The sequence below is a fragment of the Bradyrhizobium sp. DOA1 genome (genome assembly GCF_001593325.1).
Lineage (GTDB): Bacteria > Pseudomonadota > Alphaproteobacteria > Rhizobiales > Xanthobacteraceae > Bradyrhizobium.
Genome location: NZ_JXJM01000001.1, coordinates 444,459 through 468,380 on the forward strand (window position 1 = coordinate 444,459; position 23,922 = coordinate 468,380).

At 59.8% G+C, this 23,922-nt stretch carries 19 protein-coding genes and 3 pseudogenes; 9 read left to right on the plus strand and 13 right to left on the minus strand.

Annotated elements, in window-relative coordinates; translation table 11 throughout:
* Window positions 1-10: 10 nt before the first annotated feature.
* Window positions 11-2,812 carry an ATP-binding protein gene (locus SE91_RS02110; RefSeq protein ID WP_245318261.1) on the minus strand — a complete coding sequence of 934 codons (2,802 nt, stop codon included), beginning with the start codon at window positions 2,810-2,812 and terminating at the stop codon, window positions 11-13.
* A gap of 535 nt (window positions 2,813-3,347) precedes the next feature.
* Between SE91_RS02110 and SE91_RS02115 the strand changes: the two genes are divergently transcribed.
* Window positions 3,348-4,226, plus strand: a complete 879-nt coding sequence (locus SE91_RS02115) for a helix-turn-helix domain-containing protein (RefSeq protein ID WP_061846386.1) — start codon at window positions 3,348-3,350, stop codon at window positions 4,224-4,226.
* 185 nt (window positions 4,227-4,411) lie between these two features.
* On the opposite strand, the gene SE91_RS02120 is transcribed toward SE91_RS02115, so the two are convergent.
* Together SE91_RS02120 and SE91_RS37395 are read right to left on the minus strand one after the other, a co-directional pair.
* Window positions 4,412-4,645, minus strand: a complete 234-nt coding sequence (locus tag SE91_RS02120; protein ID WP_008560672.1) for a hypothetical protein — start codon at window positions 4,643-4,645, stop codon at window positions 4,412-4,414.
* Window positions 4,646-4,912: 267 nt separating this feature from the next.
* On the minus strand, window positions 4,913-5,386 hold the full coding sequence (locus tag SE91_RS37395; RefSeq protein WP_245318263.1) for a hypothetical protein: 474 nt from the start codon (window positions 5,384-5,386) through the stop codon (window positions 4,913-4,915).
* A 168-nt stretch (window positions 5,387-5,554) separates the two neighbouring features.
* Between SE91_RS37395 and SE91_RS02130 the strand changes: the two genes are divergently transcribed.
* Together SE91_RS02130 and SE91_RS02135 are read left to right on the plus strand one after the other, a co-directional pair.
* Complete coding sequence (locus SE91_RS02130) at window positions 5,555-5,752, plus strand: hypothetical protein (protein WP_245318265.1); 198 nt, start codon at window positions 5,555-5,557, stop codon at window positions 5,750-5,752.
* A gap of 115 nt (window positions 5,753-5,867) precedes the next feature.
* On the plus strand, window positions 5,868-8,723 hold the full coding sequence (locus tag SE91_RS02135) for an ATP-binding protein (protein WP_061846389.1): 2,856 nt from the start codon (window positions 5,868-5,870) through the stop codon (window positions 8,721-8,723).
* Window positions 8,724-8,749: 26 nt separating this feature from the next.
* On the opposite strand, the gene SE91_RS02140 is transcribed toward SE91_RS02135, so the two are convergent.
* From SE91_RS02140 to SE91_RS38185, 3 genes and pseudogenes are all read right to left on the minus strand, one after another.
* Window positions 8,750-10,963, minus strand: coding sequence for an ATP-binding protein (locus SE91_RS02140; RefSeq protein WP_197489405.1), 2,214 nt, complete (start codon window positions 10,961-10,963; stop codon window positions 8,750-8,752).
* A 911-nt stretch (window positions 10,964-11,874) separates the two neighbouring features.
* Window positions 11,875-12,166, minus strand: a pseudogene (locus tag SE91_RS37400) (IS481 family transposase); the annotation flags it as partial.
* A gap of 75 nt (window positions 12,167-12,241) precedes the next feature.
* Window positions 12,242-12,338, minus strand: a pseudogene (locus SE91_RS38185) (IS481 family transposase); the annotation flags it as partial.
* A gap of 5 nt (window positions 12,339-12,343) precedes the next feature.
* On the opposite strand from SE91_RS38185, the pseudogene SE91_RS02150 reads away from it, so the two are divergent.
* The 4 genes and pseudogenes from SE91_RS02150 to SE91_RS02160 all read left to right on the plus strand — a co-directional run.
* Window positions 12,344-12,514, plus strand: a pseudogene (locus tag SE91_RS02150) (transposase); the annotation flags it as partial.
* 270 nt (window positions 12,515-12,784) lie between these two features.
* On the plus strand, window positions 12,785-13,258 hold the full coding sequence (locus SE91_RS36800; RefSeq protein ID WP_197489406.1) for a hypothetical protein: 474 nt from the start codon (window positions 12,785-12,787) through the stop codon (window positions 13,256-13,258).
* 553 nt (window positions 13,259-13,811) lie between these two features.
* On the plus strand, window positions 13,812-14,471 hold the full coding sequence (locus tag SE91_RS02155; protein ID WP_245318267.1) for a nucleotide-binding protein: 660 nt from the start codon (window positions 13,812-13,814) through the stop codon (window positions 14,469-14,471).
* Window positions 14,468-15,418 (plus strand): hypothetical protein, encoded by a 951-nt coding sequence (locus SE91_RS02160; protein ID WP_061846391.1) that lies wholly within the window; start codon window positions 14,468-14,470, stop codon window positions 15,416-15,418. Before SE91_RS02155 ends, SE91_RS02160 begins: the two co-directional genes overlap by 4 nt.
* 269 nt (window positions 15,419-15,687) lie before the next feature.
* Here SE91_RS02160 and SE91_RS02165 read toward each other — a convergent pair whose 3' ends face one another.
* The 3 genes from SE91_RS02165 to SE91_RS02175 form a co-directional block, all read right to left on the minus strand.
* Window positions 15,688-15,948: a hypothetical protein gene (locus SE91_RS02165; protein ID WP_061846392.1), complete on the minus strand. Its 261-nt coding sequence runs from the start codon at window positions 15,946-15,948 to the stop codon at window positions 15,688-15,690.
* Window positions 15,927-16,466, minus strand: a complete 540-nt coding sequence (locus tag SE91_RS02170) for a DEAD/DEAH box helicase family protein (RefSeq protein WP_061846393.1) — start codon at window positions 16,464-16,466, stop codon at window positions 15,927-15,929. Before SE91_RS02170 ends, SE91_RS02165 begins: the two co-directional genes overlap by 22 nt.
* Window positions 16,467-16,779: 313 nt before the next feature.
* Window positions 16,780-17,049: a hypothetical protein gene (locus SE91_RS02175; protein WP_061846394.1), complete on the minus strand. Its 270-nt coding sequence runs from the start codon at window positions 17,047-17,049 to the stop codon at window positions 16,780-16,782.
* Window positions 17,050-17,215: 166 nt separating this feature from the next.
* Between SE91_RS02175 and SE91_RS02180 the strand changes: the two genes are divergently transcribed.
* Window positions 17,216-17,848: a hypothetical protein gene (locus SE91_RS02180; RefSeq protein WP_156489416.1), complete on the plus strand. Its 633-nt coding sequence runs from the start codon at window positions 17,216-17,218 to the stop codon at window positions 17,846-17,848.
* 460 nt (window positions 17,849-18,308) lie between these two features.
* Here SE91_RS02180 and SE91_RS02185 read toward each other — a convergent pair whose 3' ends face one another.
* The 4 genes from SE91_RS02185 to SE91_RS02200 form a co-directional block, all read right to left on the minus strand.
* Entirely contained in the window at window positions 18,309-18,962 is a 654-nt protein-coding gene (locus SE91_RS02185; protein ID WP_197489407.1) for a transglycosylase domain-containing protein, read from the minus strand.
* Between the two features lie 1,147 nt (window positions 18,963-20,109).
* Window positions 20,110-21,645, minus strand: coding sequence for a class I adenylate-forming enzyme family protein (locus SE91_RS02190; protein WP_061846397.1), 1,536 nt, complete (start codon window positions 21,643-21,645; stop codon window positions 20,110-20,112).
* 276 nt (window positions 21,646-21,921) lie between these two features.
* On the minus strand, window positions 21,922-22,611 hold the full coding sequence (locus tag SE91_RS02195; protein WP_502687122.1) for a hypothetical protein: 690 nt from the start codon (window positions 22,609-22,611) through the stop codon (window positions 21,922-21,924).
* Between the two features lie 14 nt (window positions 22,612-22,625).
* Window positions 22,626-23,375: a P-loop NTPase family protein gene (locus SE91_RS02200; RefSeq protein ID WP_061846398.1), complete on the minus strand. Its 750-nt coding sequence runs from the start codon at window positions 23,373-23,375 to the stop codon at window positions 22,626-22,628.
* A 259-nt stretch (window positions 23,376-23,634) separates the two neighbouring features.
* Here SE91_RS02200 and SE91_RS02205 point away from each other — a divergent pair, with 259 nt between their 5' ends.
* The gene (locus SE91_RS02205) at window positions 23,635-23,916 is read left to right on the plus strand and encodes a hypothetical protein (protein WP_061846399.1); all 282 of its coding nucleotides are present in this window, start codon (window positions 23,635-23,637) and stop codon (window positions 23,914-23,916) included.
* Window positions 23,917-23,922 lie beyond the last annotated feature (6 nt).

Here is a 23,922-nt window from a genome sequence, read left to right on the forward strand (position 1 = left end):
GAGGAAGGTATTAGTGGCAGGTGCAGGAGGCAGGCCGGTCGCCACCACCTGTCGTCGCCGGGCTTGCAACGAGCCCGCGCACGAATGCAAGCGCGGGAAGATCGAGGTCCCGATCGAATTGCGCGCTGATCGGACCGACGAGGTCGAGCGCGGTCTGCTGGCGATCCGACCCTGCCATGATCCTGGCCCAGGCCGCCGCGATCTTCAGCTCGTAGAAGCGGCATTGTTGCTCTCTGGCAACGGACAGCCCTTCGGCGAACAGCAATTCCGACCGGGAGAGATCGAGCGGGGCATCCGCCAGCAGAACTTCGCCCTTGATGCGCAAAAGATCCGCAAGGCACCACAATTGCCGACCTTGCCGGGCGATGTTCAAGGCCTCTTCAACGGCAGCCAGGGCCTGCGCAGTTTCGCCGCTCGCGAGCAGGCCTTCGGCGAGCGATCCGAGAAACTCCGGATTGCGCATCAGCCATCCATTCTCGGCGCGCGCCTTCAGTCCACCCCGCAGCAACTCTATTCCATCGTCGTACTGACCTTGCAGGACGAGCAACTGTCCCTTCAAGCATGACGTCCAGCTTGTCCAGAAAGCTATTCCCTCGCGAGTCACGAGTGCGAGAAGAGACGAGATCGCCTGATCGGCCGCAGCGAGATCATGCGTCATGAGCGCGATCGGGCAGACGGCGTTCCGCAAAGCGTAGGCGATCGCAAGCTTGTCCTTTTCCCGCTCCGCCTCCTCTAGACATTCGGCGGCAAGAGCTCTGCTCTCCGCCACCTTTCCCTGGAGCAGCAAGACGCGGGCCAACATGGCCTTGGCCAGAACGCTCTGGTTGAGCAGGAACCACATCTGGTTCGGGCCGTCCTTCGATCCGCGAGCTTCGTAATCCAGGGACAGGGTGAGCTCCCGCCTTGCATCCTCCTGCGCTCCGTAAAAATGAGTGGCGGCGCCGATCAAGCGCCGCCCCACGGTCTCGTTGGCGGAGTTCTCCGTTCGCAGGGCGATCTCGAGGTATCGCTCGCCGACGGATTTGGCGGCGTCATATTGGCCCGAGTTGAGATTGTAGCTCCATAGCGTCCACACGGCCTTGAGCTGAAGCTCGAGATCCGACCGCTCCTCGGCGAGCACGAGGCCGATGTTGAGCGCCGCCTTCATGCGGTCGGCAGAGCCGGTCGTGTTGAGAAGCGCGAAACCCAATGCGACATGGAGCTGTGCCTTGATCCCCGGATCGCAGGTCAACCCCGGGCCGAGATGGGCGAGGGCGTGCTCGATCCGGCTGGAGCATTCGACGAAGGACAGCAACTGCATCCACACCGGAACGAAACCGGCCGTCAGCTCGATTCCGAGCGCAGTATCGCCATCAGGCGCGAAGGCCCAGTCGAGCGCGGCATGCACGTTCTCGATCTCCTGGGCGAGGCGGGACACATCGACGGAGGTCGGGGAAGTGCCGCCAAGCGGCGTAGCGAGCTGCCTGAGGAATTCCGCTTGCCGTCGCGCAATTTGCGCGACGAGCCCGGCTTCCGCTAGCTTCTCCAAAGCATAGGCCCGCGTGGTCTCGAGCAGGCGCCATCGTCCCTCGAACGAGGGATTCAGAGAGACCAGCGATTTGCCAACCAGATTGAACAATGTCTCGATGACGTCCGACCGCGACAGGTCGCCGTCCATCATTGCAATGGCCGCGTCCAGCGTGAAGCCGGCCGGAAATATCGCAAGCCGGCAAAGCAGCCTCTGCTCCTCGGGCGACAACAGGTCGTAACTCCAGTCCAGCGTCGCTCGCAGGGTCTGGTGCCGCGGCAGCTGGTCGCGACGGCCGCTGCTCAGGAGCTCGAAGCGCCGGTCCAGGCGGCTCAACACGGTGTCCACCCCGAGATTCGCGACTCGAGCTGCGGCGAACTCCAGCGCGAGCGGAATCCCGTCGAGCCGCCGGCAGACGGCGGCGATCTTCAGCAAATCGCCTGGGTCGGGAACGAAGCTTGCACGCAATGCCCGCGTTCGCGCGACGAAGAGCTGCACCGCGCTTTCCCGAAGCAGCCGATCGGGATCAAGGATGTCTGGTCCTGGGACCGATAGCGGCGGGATGGCCGCTACATATTCTCCGTCGATGCGCAGCGCTTCGCGGCTGGTCGCAAGAACGGAGACACTCGGACAATAGCGAAGCACCGCGCTGGCGATTTGCGCGGCAACGTCGATGACATGCTCGCAATTGTCAAGGACGAGAAGCAGGCGCCGCGAGCCGACGGCTTGGGCGATGCTCGCGGGCGAGACGTTCTTGTCGCTCAAGGCGAGCTTCAGGGTACGGGCCGTCGCAGAGACCGCCAGCGGTGGATCCTGCAAGGTCGCGAGCTCGACCAGCGCGACGGAATCGTCGAACGACGATGCGACGCGCCGCGCAAGTTCGATGGCGAGCTTGGTCTTTCCGATGCCTCCAGGGCCGACGAGAGTCACGGCGCGGTATGCGGAGAGGATATCGATCAACTCGTTCAGGGAATCCTCGCGGCCGATCAGAGGCGCGCGCACATTCGGCAGGTTGCTCGAAAAGGAGGACGCGGCTAGCGCGGATATGGTTGCGGCTGCGGAGTGATCCGGATGTCCGCTTCGCCAGCTTCCCGCGAGAGTATATCCCCGGCCCGAGACCGTCTTGAGGAGATCGCGATCCCTGCCGAGCGCCTTGCGGACCGCGGAGATATGGACCTGGAGCGTGTTGTCCTCGACGACCTGGCCTGACCAGACGCTCCCGATCAGTTCATCCTTGGTCACCAGAAGACCGGCACAATCCGCCAGCTTCTCGAGAAGCTCGAATGCACGGCTGCCGATCGGCACCGCGATGTTGTCGTGTCTCAGCTCTCTGCGCTGGCAATCGATGAGCCAGTTTCCAAAAGCGTAGGTTCGATTGGCCGGCGAAGACGACATAGGGATCCGCGGATCAGATTCACCGTCGTGATGCCAGGAAAGTCATGGTTTTCCGAAGATCACCGTCTCTTGGCAATACTATGAAAGCATGACTATGCCTCGGTCTCCTACAGGGGAGGCGGTTGGCGTGTCAAGAAGACCTTCGCCGTGTTCGGGCGTCCGACGTCAGTGCCCCGCCGCTCTACATGCTCGTTGTTCCCTAAACGAATTCGTGACGATGATAGGCGTGTCAAATCAGAGAGCCGCGACGGCCGAGCGCAACAATCGCGCGACGGGGCCGACACGCGTCCGCAGGAGCGCGTCTGAAATTTCCTGATTTTACGTCTCTTAACTCGCGACCAGACCCGGCCTTGCTACGATCGTATCGATGGAGGCGCCCCACCGCTCGCGGATTCCGCTGGTTGCGCGCCTTCCGGTTTGGACCAGTGCAGTTAGAGTAAGAACAATGTCCCAGCTGTCACCGCCGCGACAACCGAGGCATGGTTGCGAGCCAACCGCCATCATCTCCGATGACGGAGCTTCCGACTTCCGCTCGGCCGCGATGACATCAGTCGAGCCGCTTCCGAAAGCCGTCGTTTCGCGCAGCGACGATCTGCCGGCCCGGGACGCGGCCGCAATTGTCTTCGATCAGCTCGGCCTCGTCATAGCGATCGAGACCGATCCACGGCGCGAGTCCAGGGTATCGCGTGATCGACCGCATGATACTGGCTTTCTGCGCGTCCGGGTTCCACGGCACAGCGTGTCCGCGACGCTGCCGGTCTCCGCGACAAGGATGCTCGCCTTCAACGAGAATGATCCTGTCGTCCGGAGCCTGGCCGAAGCTCTCGCCGCGGTAGAAAGCTTGACGCCCGCCGGTGGCGCTATCTGCGTCGACGCCCTGCGCCTTGCCGTCGTTGCGCGGTTGTCTGCCTTGCAGTCAGGCAGGCCGGGGCAGTTCGAAGGGCGAGTCCGCGGCTGCCTAGGTGCGAGTGACAGGCAGATTCAGGGATTGCAGAAGTGGCGGCTCAAGCGGGTGCTCGACTACATCGAAAGTCACTTTTGCAGGAAGGTCCAGCTCGCGGATCTTGCCGCAGTGGCCGGCTTGAGTCGCATGCATTTCGCCGCCCAGTTCCGGATCGCCACGGGATGCAGCCCGCACGAATACATCCTGCGCGAACGGATACGGCGCGCCAAGGATTTGCTGCGAAATTGCGAGATGCCGATCGTCGAGATTGCGTTGACGGTAGGCTTTCAGAGCCAGGCTCATTTCACCACGACATTCAGGCGCTTCGCGGGCGACTCGCCGAGGCGGTGGCGGAATGCGGCTGCGGCTGACTTGATCTAGCGATTGGGAAGATAAGTTGCCGAGGATCGATTGCTGCGGCGATCGGCTTGGTTGGAGCAACGGCCGGCATGACGCCGCCATTTTCCTTCCATCTGCGACGTCGAATCCGCGAAGCGCTGAGAGGAGAATTCTCGACTCAGCGCTGTCGCTTGCCTTGCAGCCAAGGGCTCGTACGGCCCACAGGCTCAGTAGCCGGAGGTGGGCTCGCAGGGAGGCCGGCGCCAGGGGGCGGTCGCGTATGCACCGATGTCGGGAGCGCGAACGCAGTTGCGCTTGGAGGTGACGGGCACGCGCTGAACCGACGCATAGGAGTCGACATTCGTGCGGCGCGTGTTGTTGCCGCCTTCGCGAGCCATCGCGGGGGAGGCAATCATGGCGGCGACGGCCAGCCCGGCCGACAAGAGCTTCAGATTGGTCATTGCATGTCTCCTTGACAAAGCGATGCCGGGAACGCCTCGGCTCGCCCGTCAGACATGTGTATGCGCGTGCGGGATCAGCAGTATCAATCGAACGATCATTTTCGCCTTTGCACGAAGTCGTGGTGGCGGCTCGGTCGACAGTCGATTCTGCGCGGTCGCGATGCTGCGAGACCGGCGGGGTGCGCCACTTGGCGCGGACGCACTCCCGTGCGGATTCACGGACGGGCGTGGTCGGCTGTGTACGCAGGCCGGCCCTTCGTCGTTCGCTCAGCGATGCCAGTGACGGACGTAAGGGTGCGCTGCTCCGAACACCGGCGCGGCGCCGCCGGGCCGCTCCAGGCCCATTCGTCCTGCCGGCGTCAGCGCGCCGCCGTTTAGCACGTCGCGATCCGGATACATTGATGCAAATGCGGCGGGCTCCTGGTCGGCGAATGACCAAGCCGCGGAGGCCGAGGATATCGTTGCCGTCGAGATCAGCGCGGCGGCGATCATGGTCTTGAATACATTCATGGCGATTCTCCATTGCTCGTGAGGTGCGGAGAGTCGCTTGGCGATGATCGCTGCTCGGCTGGTGACGTTTCCGGAAATTGTCTTCTGTACCGAGTCATATAGGCAGTGCAGCGGAAAAACCTGTCCGGTACGCATCACTCTTGCGAGAAGACGAGTGGGGAAATAACCAGCATGCAGGCGGGGTTTATCGAATGGTCCATCTTCGACATCGAATCCTGTCACTTTTGTCATGATCGTTCGCACGTTCGTGCATGGTCAAATCAATCGCGACGCCCACTTGAGAGTGCAGGTCATAGAACATGCGGAGTGTAAGCCATGAGACTGCTCTCTTTCCTTTGCGTCGTAGCTTGTCTCGGACTGTCGGGCGCAGCATCTGCCCGCGGCGGCATGGGATCGCATATGTCGATGGCACACGGCGGCGCGCTCGGTACGAGTGCCGCGGCGCCTGGGACGAACTCGCTCGGCACTGCACTTCCCTCGTCGGAGGGCGGCGGTCATGCGATGAAGCGGCCTCTGCTCGGCACGGACGCGACCATCGACAAGGACGACGCCCGCCTTGAGAAAATGCTGGAAGGTTCGATCTGCCGCGGCTGCTGAAGGGTATGGGGTGCAAGAGGAACCCGGGTCTTGCTCTTCCGCCTGGCAAACTGGTCTCCTGGAAGGATGGTGATAAACTGCACGCAAGACCAATGAACCATTCGGGGCCGTGCCAATGATGGCTGAGTCGGGCCAGCGTCCCGTTTACACCTGCTCGGAATGGGAGATCGATCTTGCCAGGCGCGAATTGCGCGCGCAGGGTGAGGTCGTTCCTCTGGGCGGGCGCGCCTTTGAGATCCTTGCGGAATTGGTTCGGGCCGAAGGCGATCTGGTCACCAAGAACGATTTGGCCGAGCGTGTCTGGCGGGGCGTTTTTGTCGAGGAGAGCGCACTTCGGGTGCACATCGCCGCGATTCGAAGAGCCTTTCGCGCGGACCGCGACATGCTCGCAACCGACGTCGGACGCGGATATCGCCTGCTGGGGTCATGGCAGATCCGCCAGACGGATGCGCCGCTACAATCTTCAGCATCCCAACAATTGCGCTCGACCAACATTCCGAATGCATCGTTCGATCTAATCGGTCGGGCCACCGCCATCGCACATCTATGGGAGCTTCTTTCGGCCTATCGGGTCGTGACCCTCGTCGGGCCTGGCGGCATCGGCAAGACGGCGCTTGCATTGGAAGCCGCCAGAACGGCGCCGCCCGGTTTTGCTGCGGATCGGCTGCTGGTCGAGCTTGCCTCGCTGCCCGATCCCAAGCTGGTTTGCTCGGCCGTCGCCAGCGTGCTCGGAATCAAGCTCGAAGGCGAGGACATCTCGCCGGGGGCAGTCGCACGCACGGTCGGCGCGCGGCAGCTGTTGCTCGTCCTCGACAATTGCGAGCATGTCGTCGATGCGGTGGCTCAACTGGCCGACGCGATCGTCAGCCGCTGTCCCGGGACCACCATCGTTGCGACCAGCCGCGAAGCGCTGCGCATCGACGGCGAGCACGTCTATCGCGTTCCTCCTCTGGACGTGCCGCCCGAATCCCGGGTCGGATGCGGCGGCGCATCTGCTTACACCGCCGTGGAATTGTTCATGACGAGGGCGAGGGCGCTCGGTTCGAATTTTGCGCCGGATGAGGAAAATCTCGGAGCCGTTGCCTCCATTTGCCGGCGGCTCGACGGAATTCCGCTCGCGATCGAGTTCGCGGCGGCGCGCGCGGTGATGTTGAGTCCAGCGAAGATTGCCGTGCTTCTGGACGACAGGTTCAAATTCCTGACGACCGGCCGACGGACGGCGCTACCCAGGCAGCAAACCCTTCGCGCCACGCTCGACTGGAGCTACGACCTGCTGCCGGAGATGGAGGCGCGCATCCTGCGGCAGCTCGGCGTCTTCGCCGGAGAGTTTTCGCTCGAAGCCGCGATCGTGGTGGCCGGCGAGGGCATCGGTGAGCTTACGGGTCGGCTGGCCAATCTGGTGGCCAAGTCGCTCGTTCTTGCCGACATCGGCGGTGATCACCCTCACTATCGGCTGCTGGATACCACGCGCGCTTACGCATTGGACAAGCTGCGCGCTTGCGGAGAGCTTGCCGGCGCGGCGCGCCGTCTCGCTCAATATTATTGCGGCTTCCTTGCGCGAGCTGAAGCCGATAGCGAAACCCAGCTGCAGGCGGAGTGGCTCAAGTTTTATTGTCGCCATATCGACAGCGTGCGATCGGGCCTCGATTGGGCCTTCTCGCCCGAGGGCGACGCGCAGATCGGAGTGGCGCTGACCGCGGCGGCGATCCCGTTATGGGTGCAATTGTCTCTGCTTGCAGAATGCCGCGAGCGGACCGAGCTGGCGCTGGCCCATCTCGACGACAGCGCGGCGAATGCGCGGCAGCTGCGCATGCAATTGTCGGCTGCGCGCGCCTGGTCGCTGATGTATGGCATTGGTAGGGCCCGGGAAGCGGGTCCTGCCTGGGTCGAAACTCTTGGGCTCGCCGAGCAGCTCGGCGACAATGATTATCTGCTGCGATCGCTCTGGGGCCTTTGTATCGATCAGTTCAACAATGGCGAGTTTCGCAAGGCACTCGGACTTGCGCGCCGTTTTGCGGATGTCGTGGCCGGATCGAGCAATTCGGTCGATCGGATGATGGCAGAACGGCTCCTCGCCACGACCATGCATTATCTCGGCGATCAGCGGCTGGCGCACCGTCACATCGACCGGGCCTTGGCCCGTCTTTCCGACCTGACGGCAAAGCCGCAGGTCATCCGTTTCCGGTTCGACCCGCGCGCCTCGGCACATTACTTCCAGGCGCGCATCCTCTGGCTGCTCGGCTTCGCGGATCAGGCGCTGCGCGTGGTCGATCGCAATGTCGAGGAAGGTCGCACGAACGGTCATGCCCTGACGTTTTGCAGCGTGCTCGGACAGGGCGCCTGCCCGATTGCCTTTCTCGCCGGTGATCTCGTCCTGGCGGAGCGCTATTGCACGATGCTGATCGAGCATACCGAACGTCACCCGATCCGGCTGTGGAGCGTCTGGGCACGCGCCTTTAGGGGCATGGTGGTGGCGCGCGGTGGCGACCTCGAGGCCGGCCTGTCCTTGCTACGCAAGGCGCTCGGCCTGGCGGGCGAGGCGCGATTTCTGCCACGCTTTCTGCTTCTCCTCGGGGAGCTAGCAACATGTCTCGGAAAAGCCGGCGAGATTTCGCAAGGACTTGCGACCATCGACGAGGCGCTGGCGCGATGCGAAGCACGTGACGAACGCTGGTATGTGGCGGAGCTCTGGCGCATCAAGGGCGAATTGCTGCTACACGCCGGCGCGCATTATTCCGCGGCAGCCGCCGAGCAGGCCTTTGACCAGGCGTCGGAGGTGGCGCGCGGTCAGGGAGCGCTATTCTGGGAGCTGCGAACGGCGATCAGTCTGGCACGATTGCGGATGAGCCAGAGCCGGCCGGCCGACGCGCGGAATATTCTCGAGCCCGTGTACGGCAAGTTCACCGAGGGTTTCGAGATCGCCGATCTGCGCCGCGCGAGGACAATGATGGCGCAGCTGGCGCCCCAGTAGTTCGGGTGTCCTCACCAAGAGCCCGCTCAATGCGCCGCAACCCTGTCCGACCGGGACAAGCGCAGCTCAGTGAGCAGATCCGAGGCTGTCTTGAGACCGCGCGTGCCAAACCCCTCGGTGAAACGGCCATACACGGGTGCAAGAAGTTCTTCTGCGTCTCGGTAGCGGCCTTGGCGCTGCCGTAGCCGCGCAAGCACGGTTGCCGTGCGCAGTTCGTAACCGAGCGCGCCTTGTTGGCGCGCCAATTCGAGCGATTGCGCGAGATTCTGCTCCGCCTGCAACATGTCGGGCGTGGCCTTGCGGATCAGCGCCTCCGCCTTCACCCGCAGCATGTCGGGCATCTCCATCAGGAAGCCGCAACGCCGTGCCTGGGCGATGGCCTGGTTGATCGTGTCCAGCGCGGCCTCGCCGTGATTTGCCGCCACCAGGGCCGCAGCAAGCGGCACGCTCAAGCCTGCGACCGCACCGAAACGGCGGTTCTGCAGCTTCTCGACCGAGCCCTTCAGCATCGCGAGACCCGGACCGGTCGTCCCGAGCGTCAGCAGCGTAATTCCTTTCATGGCTTCCGCCACGATCTCGAGCGTGGCGAGCTTGTGCGTACGGCTCTCGGCCAGAAGCCTGTCGATGGAATCTTCGTAGCTTTCCAGCTCCTCATTCCAATAGAACACGTCGAACGCCCAGAGCAGCGCCCGGCAAAGCATGGTGGGGTTGTCCATGGTGAGCGCGTCGGAAACAGTCTTTCGCGCGATTTCCACGGCTCGGTCGGGATATCCCTGGAGCCATAGAATACGGGCCAAAGTGATTGGTGCGCGGCCGGGATAGTCGAGCGTCGGCTCGCCACTGACGTCCTTCGTCGCGCCGGAACGCGACATCGCGGCCTCGATGTACGCACGGGAGGCGGCAAGTTCGCCGAGATAGTGACAGGAGATGCCAAGCGCCAAGTGCATGCGGGAAAGGGCACCGGGATCACCGCTCTCCAGTGCGATGCTCTCGCCTCTTCTGGCCGTCTTCAAGGCGTCGGCGAATTTCCCGGTGAGCAGTTGGAGCAGATGCAGCCGATCGATCAGCCGGACCTGGCCGGAAAGGTCGCCGATCTTCTCTGCCAGCGCAAGCGCGCGGTTGAGGCAGATCATGGCCAGATCGTCGAACTGCCCGGTGAGTGTCCGGGCCGATCCGAGGGCGGCGTAGAGTGCAAGGCTGCGCCTCGCGCTTTCGGCAGTTTCATCGAGCGCCTCAATGGCGCGCGCGGCCCAGTGCTCGCATTCGGCCAGGAGCGACAGTTCGAAGAACAGGGGAATAGCTGCGGCCGTGAGCGCCACCCCGATGCCACGGTCTCCTCGATCCGAGAAGCACCACGCCAGAGCGCTTCGGATGTTGCCGAACTGATCGGCGGCGGCCGGGAAGCCGTCTCTCGCTGCGCCATCGGTGTTCTCGAGCAGGGCGCGAAAGTACGCGGCATGGCGCTGAGCCATCTCATCGGCATCGGTTTGGGCGGCGAGCCTCTCCTGCGCGTAGGCCCGGGTGGCGTCCAGGAGCCGATAACGGGGCGATTGCCGGTCGACGCTCGACGCAAGCATCGACTTGGCGACGAGGCTGTCGATGATGGCCAGGATGGCGTCATCGTCCTTTGCGGTCGCGGCGATCGCCCGCGCGGCGTCCAAGCTGAAGCTGCCGACGAACACGGACAGCCGGTCGAGAACCTCGCGCTCCGCTTCGGAAAGGAGATTGTAGCTCCATTCGATGGTTGCACGCAGCGTGCGGTGGCGGGGCAGGGCGGTCCGCCGCCCCTCCCAGAGCAGATTGAAGTGCTCGTCGAGGAGCCGGACCATGGCGCGGGCGCCATATGCGCCGACATGGCCGGCGGTGAGCTCGATTGCAAGCGGAATGCCGTCGAGCCGGCGACAGAGATTGCCGACATCCCAAGCGTTCGCATCCGTCAGCGCGAACTCGCTCCCTCCGGACGTCGCACGCTCGACGAAGAGTTCGACGGCGGGATAGGCGAGCGCGCTTGCAGCGGTCAGACTGGCCTTCTCCGGCGGACTTGCCAATGGCAGAAGGCGGTGGGCATGTTCGCCCTCGACACGCAACAGCTCCCGGCTGGTGCCGAGGATGTGCAACTCTGGCGCCTCCTGGAAGAGTTTCTCGGCCAGCGCAGCCGCCGCGTCGAATTGCGCGCGACCTTGGTTATTCTGCTGACTAAGTGCGGCGCGCCATCTCCAACGGAGGTTACAACGGTTCATTTTTCAAAACATCGGCGACGAGGGCGCTGCACTCTTGAAAAATGCAGATCGTCGCCCAGCGTCGGCCACCGTCATTAATGCTGCTGCCCTGTCCTGTCGTATTTCCTCCAGACGCGGAGTTAGCGCGTGGCTTCAGCGCTCAAACGATAGACAACTCGACCGAAGGGGCGAAAGCCGCTCGCGCTGCTGCAATTGTGCTGAGCTTATCTCTGAAGAGACGAAGGCTACGGGGGCTGCTAGCCGTCTGCTTTTCACAGGCGCCCGCCTAGGGGAGCCAATGCGGTACGACGAATGGGGGCTTGCCGGGCGCTAAGGTTGGATCGGCACGGGGCGCGCTTCGGGGGAAACAACACCGCGTGCTACCCAAGCTCGCGCCGTTGCGCCGGCAACTCCATCGCCGGAAGAGGTTGCCTTTACGCGAGCTTCAGTTCGCCACGTGTGCCGCATTCACCTGACGAGAAGCCGACAGGCGGATCCACTTTCGCAATAGCGCCGCTCCCCGAACGCGAGAAACCGCTCAACGTTCGTCACGCTTGGCCTTGACCGCTACTGAATGATTTATCTGAGGTGCTCGTGGCTTTCCTTTTTGATCCATCAGCGGGCGCCATGATAGTTCACGCCGGCAGCCCGGTCGCTATCCAAGGCGACGCCAGTGAGAAAAGGGTGGCCCTTATCAGGGGGGCGCTTGCGCAGCACGATGCTGCGTTGCCAAGCAAAGTGATCGACACAGTCAGGCGCGCTAAGACGGGGAGGATGTTGGGGGGCGGGAGGCTAGCGGAAGCGGGAGATGATGGGGCAATGTTGATTCGTGCTGCTGCCACCTTGCCCGGGCATGGCTTCAAGAATCGATACTCATGCCTCATTTGCAAATGCGCCTTTGGCGCTCCTCGACCTCATCAAGCAGGCTTGGCTTACAGCGGAGGTGTGGCGGTACTGCTTAGTCCCGGCATTTGCTGGAGCGGGTTGAGTTTGAATCGTTCGGGCTGGGAAGTCCAGCATTTTGCATATGTATTCGTAGGGTGTGAGGCCCTTCAGGCTCTTCAGCCGCAGAGCGTAGTTGTAGGCGGTGATGAAGTCGGCAGGGTGAGATTCGAGCTGATCCTGTCGATCGTAACGGTCGCGTTGGACGGTCGCTTCCTTCGTGCAGTTCATGCGCTCGACCTGGCCATTGGTCCAGGGATACTTAATCTTGGTCAGCCAATGTTATAACCCGTTTTCCTGGCATCGCATATCGACATATGTGTCACGTATCTTGCCGCCGGGCTGTCCGCTTGGTGTGGCCGGAAGGTGAACTGGATTCCATTGTCGGTGAGCACCGTGTGGATCTTGTAGGGAACGCCGCGATCAGAGCTCCGAGAAAGTCGAGGCTGGCGCGCGCGCATATCGCCGTGTTTTCCGTTGACGCATGGCGTGCCGCGGGTCGACGACCGCCGCGTTGTCAGTGGTATCGTCTATGTCATTCGCAACAGTCTGCAGTGGAAGGACGCGCCGAAGGGCTACGGTCCGCACAAGACGCTTTACAATCGCTTCATCCGCTGGAGCGACCGGGGCGCAGGGGTCGCGAACTGAAATGCACAGGCACGATTTATCGAGCGGAGGCCGTCTTGCTAGGCGATAGCTAGCCGGCTTCGTCACGCGAGGGTGGCCGCGTGCATCTTGGCGCGAGGCGGGCGAGACTCCGCAATGGGGAGCTCCGTGACCGGCTTCGGCTTGTGATTAGGGGCGCTGACTACAACAATACGCGACCCCACACTCAGCGGGCTCTGAAGGACACAAGGTGGGCGAAACTAGTGGGCAGACAGCATGCACCGACGACGTGACATGCCCTTGCTGAAGCTCAGTCAACTATCAACCTTGGGAGTTGATGGAGAAGGTGGTCACATGGCAATCGTCAGCGGCAACAGATGTGAAGCTGGATTAAGAATGAATAAAGTCTTGCTGGGTACGATGGCTTTCATCGCGCTGGCAGCCTCTGCCTCTGCCGCTGTTCTTGCCGCGAAGCCCCACGTCAAAGCCTCCCCACCGGTCGTTCCAAGTCATGATTGGAGCGGCTTCTACATCGGCATCAATGGCGGCGGCTTCTCCGCTCATCAATGTTGGGAAACGGTCAACGCCGACGGCGTGGTCGCTCCGCCCGTTGACATGGGGTACCATAATGCGACCGGCGGCACGGTCGGCGGTCCAATCGGATATCGCCGCCAAATAGCGAACTCGCTGTTTGGCCTGGAAGCTCAGGGCAGTTGGTCCGATTTCGATGGCCAACGCCAATCTCGCTTTCGCAGGCGTCCTGAATGAATCCAAGTTCGATGCATTCGGTCTGGTCACGGGCCAAGTCGTCCATGTCGGTATGGAATAGCGTGCTGCTCTACTTGAAAGGTGGAGCTGCGGTCGTGAGAGACAAATGCCGGGTTTTCGATTTTGCGTCTGTTTCACATAGAGACCATCACATAGAGACCCCGAAAACCTTTGCGCGTTGCTCCTGCTCAAGCTAGCACTAACAATGCATGCCATTTTCCAGAACGTTGAGGATGTATGAGGCGCGAGAATGAGGTTTCACATGGCATCAATCTCCCTTCGACCGCGGAAAACGCCCTCGCTGTGGTTGTGCGTTATGTCCATCTTGAGCGGGGCGGCCGCCATCTTTAACCGCTCGGAGCTTGGCCGTGGCATGGTACCCAAACGGTTGGACTGGCCGGCGTTCAGCAGTGTATAGTTCGGTCTGTCGTTAGTGGGTGGGCTTGACTTGCTCGTGAGCTCCACGCACCGCTCTTGAAGCGCTTCACGAGAGGGGAAGTTTTGGTCAAGGCCTGTTAGGCTAGATTCTTTTGACGATTCGTCGTTTCATGTCATGGTCATCCGGGAAGCGCAGGAGATGTATGTTCTTGCTCTGGTCACTCAAAAAGGCGGAAGCGGCAAGAGCACGCTGGCGGTCGGAATTGCAGTCGCCGCCATGCCGAACGGGGAGCGCGTCGCAATTGTCGAGGCGGATCCACAAGGCACGATCGCTAAATGGAAAGAGCGACGTGGCCATCCCTATCCGCGTATCGTTGAGGTCTGCGATCCTGCCGAAATGGAAGGGGCGCTCGCTAGCCTTGAAGCTGAGAGGATCTGGCTTACGGTCATCGATACGGCCGCCACTAGCAATGCACTGGCGATACGCGCCATCGCGAGGGCCGATCTTTGCCTGATCCCGGTGCGTCCGAGTCCCGCCGATATCGAAGCTGCGATACCGACGCTGATTGCTATTCGTAGGCTCAACCGCCGATTTGCTTTTGTCCTCAACCAGACGCCACCGCGGGGCTGCCGCTTGAGTGAAGCTGCAACGTCGCTCAATTCGCTCGGTGTGCTTGCGCTTCCCTATGTTGGGCAACGCAATGATCACCAGGACGCGCTTGGGGCAGGATTAGGCGTGACCGAGTTTGCACAAGAGGGAAGAGCCTCGGCGGAAGTTCATGAGTTGTGGCGCTGGATCTTGAAGAAGCTTTGTGGAGGAGTCAATAACTCATGAGCTACACGCAAAAAAAGCGGCGTGCTAGCCATACGCGCTGTACGCGACGCTCTTTGGTGGAGCTTACCGCGGCGGCGAGCCGAGACGTTGACGATTGGCTGACCCTTGCAGCGCAAGCGACGGTTCCTAATCCCGTTGCGGGGCCTGGGTCTCAGAATGCGGCATCGTTACCCAAGAAGGAACTGCTAGATTTCAACGCTACCGGCATGATGGTGAAAATCACCACCGACCATCAAAACAGAGCCCCTGAAAACATGACATCTAGCCTGAATGCTGCGTTCGACCATGCCAAGGGCCTCGTAGAGACGCCGGTGAGAGGCGAATCGGCTAAAGGCATCGGCGGGTACCGTCTTGAAAGCAATTCTTTGACAGTCCTCAATGAAGCCGTAGCGGAGTTCTGCGCGGATCCGGCCGAATTGATTGTGCAGAGGGAACCAGCTGACAGCGGAGGGCAACTGCAACTGCAATACATGCGGAGGCTCACTGACGAGGCGGTCAGATTGTTGGACGATCTTCAGAGTGGCAAACTGGAGAATCAGGCGAACTTCATTCTCAGCGAATGCTTCAGAGAGGCCGCCACCGCGTTCTCTATGATCAATCAGCAGCTCGAGCGCGACGGCTATGCCGCGAGCATTGATCCATCAATCTTCATCTGGCTTGCCAATATCACCGAGCCGGAGACGCGCGACACCGGGACCATCCGGCTTGAGATCGTGCCCAACCACCGAGGTCGTCCGAGCACGTACGCGCGCCAGGTCGCTCAATTTATCTGGCAACTTGTCGAGGGACAGGGCTGCCGCCGACAGACCGCATATTGGGCGGCGCTCACGAAGTTTACCATAGGCGCGAGTTTCGCCGAGACGGCCTATGCCTTCTGGGAGCCGATCTTCAAACGGGCGGGACCGCACGTGAAGATGCTGATCCGCATTTCAGATCCAGAGAAGTAAAGCTAAGCATCGTGGGCATTGGCGTCTGATTTGTCTCGATCTGCGGACACCTGCCGCCACCATCAAGGTACGGTTGATATTCGGGCTGGCACATCAGCAATTAAAAGAGGAGCTCCGGCTCAATCACGTTCGAAGAGCGATCGTGGCAAAGTCTTCATCTCACGCCCTGAGCACTAGCATAAAGAGAACGAGGAAAGCCCGGCGCTCAGAGCGCCAGGCTTTCTGCATAGTGGCTCCTAAATGCCAGTCTTCGGGCCAAGCGGCGGCGCCTACGGTAATGTCACGAAAAAGGGGAGAGTCAAATCGTCGACAATGGGAGCGTGGACAACGTCGAACAATCTGTCGCAAATGATTTTGTCGTCGAAATGCTCGAGCCATACGGCTTTGGTGAACGATTTAGCAAACTCCAACAAATTGTTTGCAGCGTCCGTCACTTCTTTGATCAGTCTTCGCTGACCGTCCGCAAAATCTTGGATTCCTACCGTTCGAAAAATCCCTTGGATGATGATCAAGTCGGACAGGATAAACATGGTGTTGTAGCCATGTTGGGAGAGGTAAAAGCACCACGGCTCGTCGAATCGCTGATCATCCGCAGCGGCGCGAAACGCGTCCTGGACTTCGTCACTCTTTGGATGGTGAATGCGAAGTTGTTTCCAATCGTCGCGAGCAGATTTGAGTCGCCGAACTGGCGCTTGAGGGTGGTCAGGGCGTTCTGCCCGCCAATATCGAGCAGTGGCAAATACACCTTTCCAATCGGGGTAGGGCGGCGCCGATGCAGCGCAGAGACAAGCTTGTTCAGCTGGTCGCGCCGCCGCTTCGGTTCGCTGGCGGCAGCCGACCAATGCTCTTCGGTGACAAGATTGTGCTCGCGCCGGGCGGCGGCAAGCTGCTCGAGCACCCTCGACTTCTGGGCCTTGGTCGAATGGACTTCGAGGCAGTAGTTGCCGAGCCCGATCGCGTGCATGCGCTGCCTCACGGCCTCCAATGCCGCCGTCTTCTGCGACACGAACAGCACTGTCTTCTGGTGGGCAAGGCAATTGGTGATCATATGCGCGATTGTCTGGCTCTTGCCCGTAGCCGCGCACTACAGGGACAGCGAGTAATACTAGGTCGACAACAGCAAGTTCACAGCGATCTCTCGCGTGAGACGCAACAGTCCGCTTCCCCGGCATTTCGGAAACCGTTGTAATGGCCGGCGTCGTTTCATACGGATGCCGCACCGATGTGATTGCGCAAGATCATAACCGGCGTTGCTGCCGAAGTTGGCCGAACTCCGGCTCCACAAATGAGGATTGGTTAAAGGACAGTGCTCGAGTCTCACAGCTCCACTTAATCAGCTGGCGACGAGCCTGAGACTTTGATTAGGTCTTTTGGAGCTTATAGAGATTGGATTCGAAGCTCGCCTCCGCTACTCTGAACCAGGTCGCGATGTCCTCGCGAAACTCCAGCCATTCGCCGTAAATCTTGCGGAAGTCAGGATTCGTTTCAGCGTTTTCTGCGTAGAGCGAGAATGCCGCACTGCAGGCGCCCTCTAAAGAAGGACTGCGATTCGCAGGGGAGGGCGGCACGTCGAAAATGTCACGATCACTACTCGATGAGACGAACGCATGTTGCGTTTGCTTCGGCCTCACGTCTTCTCGCTTCTTTGGACGCTGCAATTGGGCACAATGGCCCGCTACGTTCCGAGACCGGTACAATCCACGAGGACTTTTGATGAAGCCTGCTACTCCGGATCAGATCGTCGACCTTCCGGGGTGGCTTGTGTAGTACGCTACGACGAGCGACTCAGCAGAAGACTTGCTTGACGGGGTCTGCGGTACATTGGTTCGTGGTGACGTCTCCTTGCGGCGCGTCAGCGTCGCAATTCCGACGCTCGGTCTGCAATTTCGTGGCGCGACTCTGCATTGGCGGCGAGACAGGGGGATCCAACTCGAGACGGCTCCTCACGGCGCCGAGACCGATGAATTGTTTCAGCAGAGCCCGATTTTCGCGCTGCAATCAAAAGGAGCCAAATTCGGCGAAGGATGCGACGTTCCCCCGAGTCTGCGGGATATTCGCTTCGAAGGTGGTACCGACTACGCGATGTTTCTGGTCGAGTTTTCTCCGGGGACGTCCAAAACCGGGGCCGCGATTTCGATCGTTACCGATCGTGCGGCAGGCGTTGAGGAAGCCGATCTGACCAGTTTTCGTGAATCGGTTCCAATGCTCGGTCTAGCGATCTACCGCCTGGTTCTATTTTTGACGACTGCTCAGATGCTCGACAGCTATCTCGGCCGCATGAGTGGCGCGAGGGTGATGGCCGGAGAGATTGTCCATGGGTATTGGACGGGCTGTGAACGAAGTCTCACGTGTAGAAGGGCTCTGCGGGCAGCTGGCCGTGCATCTCCTCTTTTTGGATTTGTTTGCGAGGCGCTGCCGTCCGATTTTTAGGCAGCTTGGCGCGTTTGAGATGTGCGGTGAGGAGTTCCGGCTGGTGCTGTCGACGACAGATTGATCGTCAAGCGGCGACGCGGTGGAGGGGATGATTGTACGGGCTGAGAACTCGGTAGCTTTATAACAGGTTCAAGCAACAGACACAGCGGGACAGAAGTCGAGAAGGTGAGAGGATCTTTGCCCGGGTGCGGCTGTGGTTGCAAGCGAAGTAAGTTTGCGTAGACACACACAGACTCGAAGTTCGAAGCCGACGTCGTTGGCGGGTTAGGTACGTAATTTAACGCCACCTAACAACAGCCGACAACGAGAAAGATCGTATCACTATACTTCACCTTCGGAATGAGCTCGGGTAAATCGTTGCAAGAATCAAGGTGAGTTTGGTCTTGCGATGGAACGACCGCCGTCTGTTCGCAGCGCGCGCATCTGGGAAAATCTGTAACGATTCTGAGCTGCACGTCTAATTCGGTCGAGTTTCCTTACTTCTCAGGACCACACTGGCCGCCTTTTGGCGTGCTTCGAGCACTTGGACTTCAGTCATGAATCCGGATTCGACCAGGTTGTCCAGTACCGCATTAGCGCGAGCCTGCGCTGCCGTCCGGTCGATGTGAGCGGTCGGCGCGTTAATCAGGCCGACCAGCGTCGCAGCTTCAGCGAAAGTGATATCGCGGGCAGGTTTATTGAAGTAAGAACGCGCCGCACCATCAACGCCGAGAATGCCGCTGCCCATATCAACACAGTTTAGATAAAGTCTCAGAATTTCATCTTTGGTCAGATTCCATTCAAGCCAAATCGCAAGCAACGCCTGCTTGATAGGGTGTTCAATGCCGCGCCCGGCATTCAAAAGAAAAGTTCGGGCGATTTGCTGACTTATCGAGAAATCATCCTGGTCACGGACGCCGTTCTGCGTCGCTACCAGCAGTGCGTGGAGAGCTCGTGGGATATCGATCCCGACGTGGTCATAAAAATGGCGATCCTCGGTTGCGAGCGTAGCCTTGATTAGCGCGTCGGGCAAATCCTCAAGAAGGATCGGCACGCCACGGCCAATCCCCCCGCCAACCGTCGCATCGGTCAACTGGCCGACAAGACAAGCCGTGACATCGGAAGCCTTCAAACACTCCTCTTGGGAGCGGGAGCGAGTAGTCGAAATGGCAAGCGCCAGCAACAGGAGCAGTCCGCCGAAAGCGAGCGTTAGGACCTCGGAGGCAGGTTCGAGAAGGAGCCAGCGCTGCCACCGGCCGAACGAGATGCCGTCAACTAGCCTCGAGTATCGGTGGTATAATTCCCGCAACTCCCTCGCGCAGGACAGTATAGCCGAGTCGGAAGGCGGTTTCCGATCGGACAAGCAATGTCGGATGGTGGGCCCCTTGGGTGGTGGAATCTGAATCACGTGGATCTTTCAGGTTTGGGTAAATGGGCGTCGGGGGATGGCGACCAAGGCCTTTCGGAAGTGCTGCGGCAAAACTCAAGACATTTGCATGTCTCAGCTGCCCGCTACTTCCTTTTGGCGCGGAGGGCAGAGGCCACCGCGTTGTTCAGGTAAGCGGGCCGCCATCTGTCGCGGCGATTGACCTTTGCTGCGCGAGTGCGAACTCATCAACACACGGCCCGATTCTATGAACGTCACGCCAGCCAGCGGCAATGATATTTCAAGCGGCCCCAGGATGAGAGGGGATCGGGTCGTGCACGTCAGTCTTACTTCAGATCGACACACCTTTCGAAAGTCAGATTGTCGGTCGCAATGACGGTCTGTCGCCGCCCCTGGAAAGCTGGTGAGCGTCCGCTTTCTTTGCTTGCCGTAGTCCGCGAGCTATATCGAAGCAGCTGATGTTTTGAACGGGTATCGAGTAGTCTCCGGCCGTCTATGTGCATTCTGCTCTGCAATTCTTCAAGCAACCTCGGTCGACTTCATACCGAGCAAGTGTGGCGCCTTCGCGCGCTTGTTGAAGCGACAAATCGACAAGACCTGACATCTTTCGCGCGTGTGTCAACTTCCGTCCCGAAAACTCGGTGATGACTCGTGACACACAACTTAAGTCGATCTGATCCTTATTGGCTCGACGATGGTTGATTCGCCGACTATCCAAAATGTCGAGGCAACGGCTGCCCGGAATATTGCTCTTCCCCGCGTCAAAACGCGATCGCTGCAAAACTGAGATGCCCGCTGGTTCTTTTGACACATGCGGGCGACCACCGCGCGCGGATGAAGCGCATGGGGGCGAGGGCGCAGGCAGCATGCGACCCCGCCAAGAGTGGGGTCATCAGTCGCCGAAATCCTTTTTATCTAATCGAGAATCCAGTCTTTTGAGTATAGCGTGCTGAACCTTGCCCAGTGCCGTTCTAGGCAATTCCTCCGTAAAGAGAATTTCGCGCGGAGCCTTGAAGCGCGCAAGATGCGATCGCACATGCGTTATGAGTGTTCCCGCGTCTATACGGGATCCGGGCCGCCTGATCACATAGGCTATCGGCACCTCATCCCATTGGGGATCGGGTCGACCGATCACAGCGCATTCCGCAACATCAGGATGCTCCAAAAGTACGCGCTCGACCTCCGCCGGATAGATGTTTTCTCCACCGGAAATGATCAGGTTTTTCTTACGGTCATGGACCCAGAAGTATCCGTCGGCGTCGCGACGGGCGATGTCGCCCGTACGGTACCACCCGTCATGCATAGCCTCGCGCGTGGCGGGAAGATTGCCCCAATATTCCTGCAAAACGTTGGGCCCGCGTACAACGATCTCACCGGGAGTCCCTGCGGGCGGCTCGTTACCGGCATCATCCATGACAACCGCTTCACAGCATAGTCCGGGCAGGCCGGTCGAGCCCTTCCGCGAAAGGTCTCCGCCAAGCCTTGTATAAATCGCAATGGGGCTCGTTTCCGTAGAGCCGTAAACCTGGAGGACCGGCACGCGGCGGGCAACCAGGCGATCAACCAGATACTGCGGCACCGTCGTTGAGCCGACGGAAATCGCCTTCAGTGATGAAAGATCGGTACTGGACCACGTGAGATCGTCGGTCAAGGCCTGGATGGTCGCAGGCACCAGGACGGTCAAAGTGGGGCGGTCATCTTTGAGCGCGGCAAGGGTAGCCTCAGTCGTAAAGCGCGGATGGATCGTGACAGTCGCGCCGAGATGTAGTGCAGGCGTCGTCTGAATGTTGAGCCCACCGACGTGGAATAACGGCAAGACGGTCAGCACATGATCGTCGGGTGTCAGGGCATGCATGTGTTGACTCATCACGCCATTCCAGAGCAAGGCGTCCTGGCGCAGCACCGCTCCCTTCGGCCGGCCAGTGGTGCCTGACGTGTAGACGATCAGAAGTGGGTCGGCCAGGCCTGCGCAGGAATCGCAGCTGTCTCCCTCTGTTTGATCCAACAAGCCTTCCCACGTGCACGCACTGCAAGACGCAAAGCCGAAGCCTACGGTTGCAATATCGGGCAGCGTATCCAACAAAATCGGCAGAACTGCTTCGAAAGCCTGCTCAAGGACCAGAACCTTAGCACCAACGTTGGACAGGATGAAAAGCTGCTCGGCCACCGCCAATCGCCAATTCAACGGAACCAATATCGCCCCGAGCCGGGCACAAGCGTAGAGGAGAACTAGATATTCGGGGCGGTTGAGGCTCAGGATAGCGACGCGGTCGCCTCTCTTGACGCCAAACGCACTTTGTAGAGCTTGTGCAGCCTGGCCGATGCGTCCATTAAGGTCGGCGTAACTTAAATTGCCGCCCTCAAAATTGATCGCAGCTTTGTTAGGAGCGAACGCTGCATTGCGCTCAATGAATGTGGAGAGATTCACTTATCATTCCCTGTGTCGTAGGTCCCGAGGCGGCTCGCTCTCATTGGCGGGGCCGATGCGTATCAGCAGCACCCGTTAAAGAACGTGACCGGTGTTACGCCGCTCAGGCGAATGCACCTAAACTGCATGCCAAAGTGTTCGAGCTGAGACGCAATCGTGCGAGTGAATTTGGCTATACCCGCGTTTGGGATCAGAGGTATTCGGCACACCTACAATTTCTAGATCCTCGCAACAGATCGACTCCAATTCTCGCCTTCGGATCACCTGTGTTCTGCGTCAAGACGACCATTGGGGGATCACGCTCATTTCGATATCGCGAAAAATCGTGTAATTCTGCCGAATCCACTGATGAAGTTCCGACGTAGAGTCCCTCTCATGGCGTAGATAGCCGGTGAAAGACAGGCCTAGTCGGCAGATGTAGTTATGTAGAAATGCCGGCAGTGCCGCCAAACGGATGACGCGGCCCTGGTTCATGGCCTCGAACAAGTCGCCGCGGACGAAGAATTCGTTATGGACGGTGATCAGAATTTGCGTCGGAATCAGCCGCCGCAGCATTTCATGCGCACGGGCCGAGACACGGTCAGTATCCGCTACGAATAGCACGACTGGTACGACCCTTTGTTGTATCGCCTCGCTCAGGAAGCCGATCTCGCCACACATCTTGAAGAACTCGTCGAATGCGTGGAAGCCAAGGTCGATCACCTTGGCCACTCCGTCGTTTAGAACAAGTCGATCAACTAGCTGCATTTTGCCATAGGTATCCGTGACATCCGCTGTCTCTGTGATGGAAGGGAGATAGTCGAGCAAGGACGGCTCCCTTAGGTTGATGTCGAAGGAGAGCACCGCACCGTTCTTCAGCAGCAAGAATTCGCTCAAGAGCCGAGCAATCAGTGTCTTTCCGACCTGCGGGCTTGCAGAGCAGATGATGTAGACGGGGGTGGGCAAAATCGCCAAACCAGTGCGCATAGGTCCGCAAGCGGCTATCTTTCGCCCGCACGGGTCACCGACTTCGCGCCCGCGAGGTCTGTTAGGTTGATCCGGTCATACTCGCTCCAGACATTGGCAAGCCAGTGCCGTACGTAACCGCGCAACACAAACGAGAAGTTCGCGGCGTCCTCGTGTTGTCCCTTGTTCGCAACGAAATTGACGAACGGAACAGAGGCGACCTCGACCTGTTCATAGGCCATCTCGTTAAGTTTCGGGATGGTCAGATCAGTGGCGTCTTTGATGCGGTTGAAGTAGGAATTGTAGGTCGACTGATCCCACTGAAAGAACTGGGTGTCGTTGATGAAGTTCTTGACCAGGAAGTATTTTGCGCCCCCCATGAAATCGCTTGTTTCCGCGATCTCGTCTAGCGAGGCGATGGACGATCCCAACACATGAAACACGGCGAAGGTAAGTTGGCCAGATCGGGCGGCGTCCAAAAAGCCGATGTCTCGTAGGGACGCCAGGGCTGGTGACATCAGTCCGGCTCGAACGTCGATGACCGTGACGGACAGGCCCGAGTTCAGCGTATCGAAGATCTTCATCTGGTCCGCGGTTCTCGTCATGTCGACGATTTCGGTAATCGCAGGGTGAAAGCGCTTCAGTGTCCCGCGAGGCGACTCGGTATCGAATGCGCGGGTTTGCACATTATTCGCGCTAAAATAATCCAAAAGCGTGCGAGATACGGTCGTTTTTCCGACCCCGCCTTTGTCCGCGCCGACCACAATTACAACTGGCTTGCCCATAGAAGTCCTCTCAAGATGCTTGTTCTTCAATCCACGCGACCGCGAAGCGCGTCGTCTGTGTGTTTCCAGTCCTGCCTTCGACACTACGATGGCCCAAGGAGGAGATCGTCCGATTTTCGAAACATCGACAGACGCTATAGTCGCCGATGGTGCGATCCATTACGGTCATGGAAGCGCGCGTAGCTCGGTTCATGTTGGAGTTTGTATGTTTAGATTGCCATCAGAACGTTCTCTTCGGTTAGGGATTACGGAAGCCATCATGGTAGATGGCCTTGCCGCGGCTAAGTTGATCAATCAATCGTCGTATACGGCGAGCTTCAACAAGTCAGGCGCGATGAATCGTCAAGCCGGCACTCTTAAGAGCTTCGAGGATCTCGCATGCGACGCGCTGAGCGCCACCCTTGTGCTCGCCAATCAAGTGAGATGCCACGACTCCGGTGATGATGGCGTATGCTCTTTCGCGCTCGATCAACTCGTTCTCAACAAAGTCGCCGCAGGCTTTACAGGCGATCACAGGGCGGCCGCTCCAGGGATCATGTGACACGTT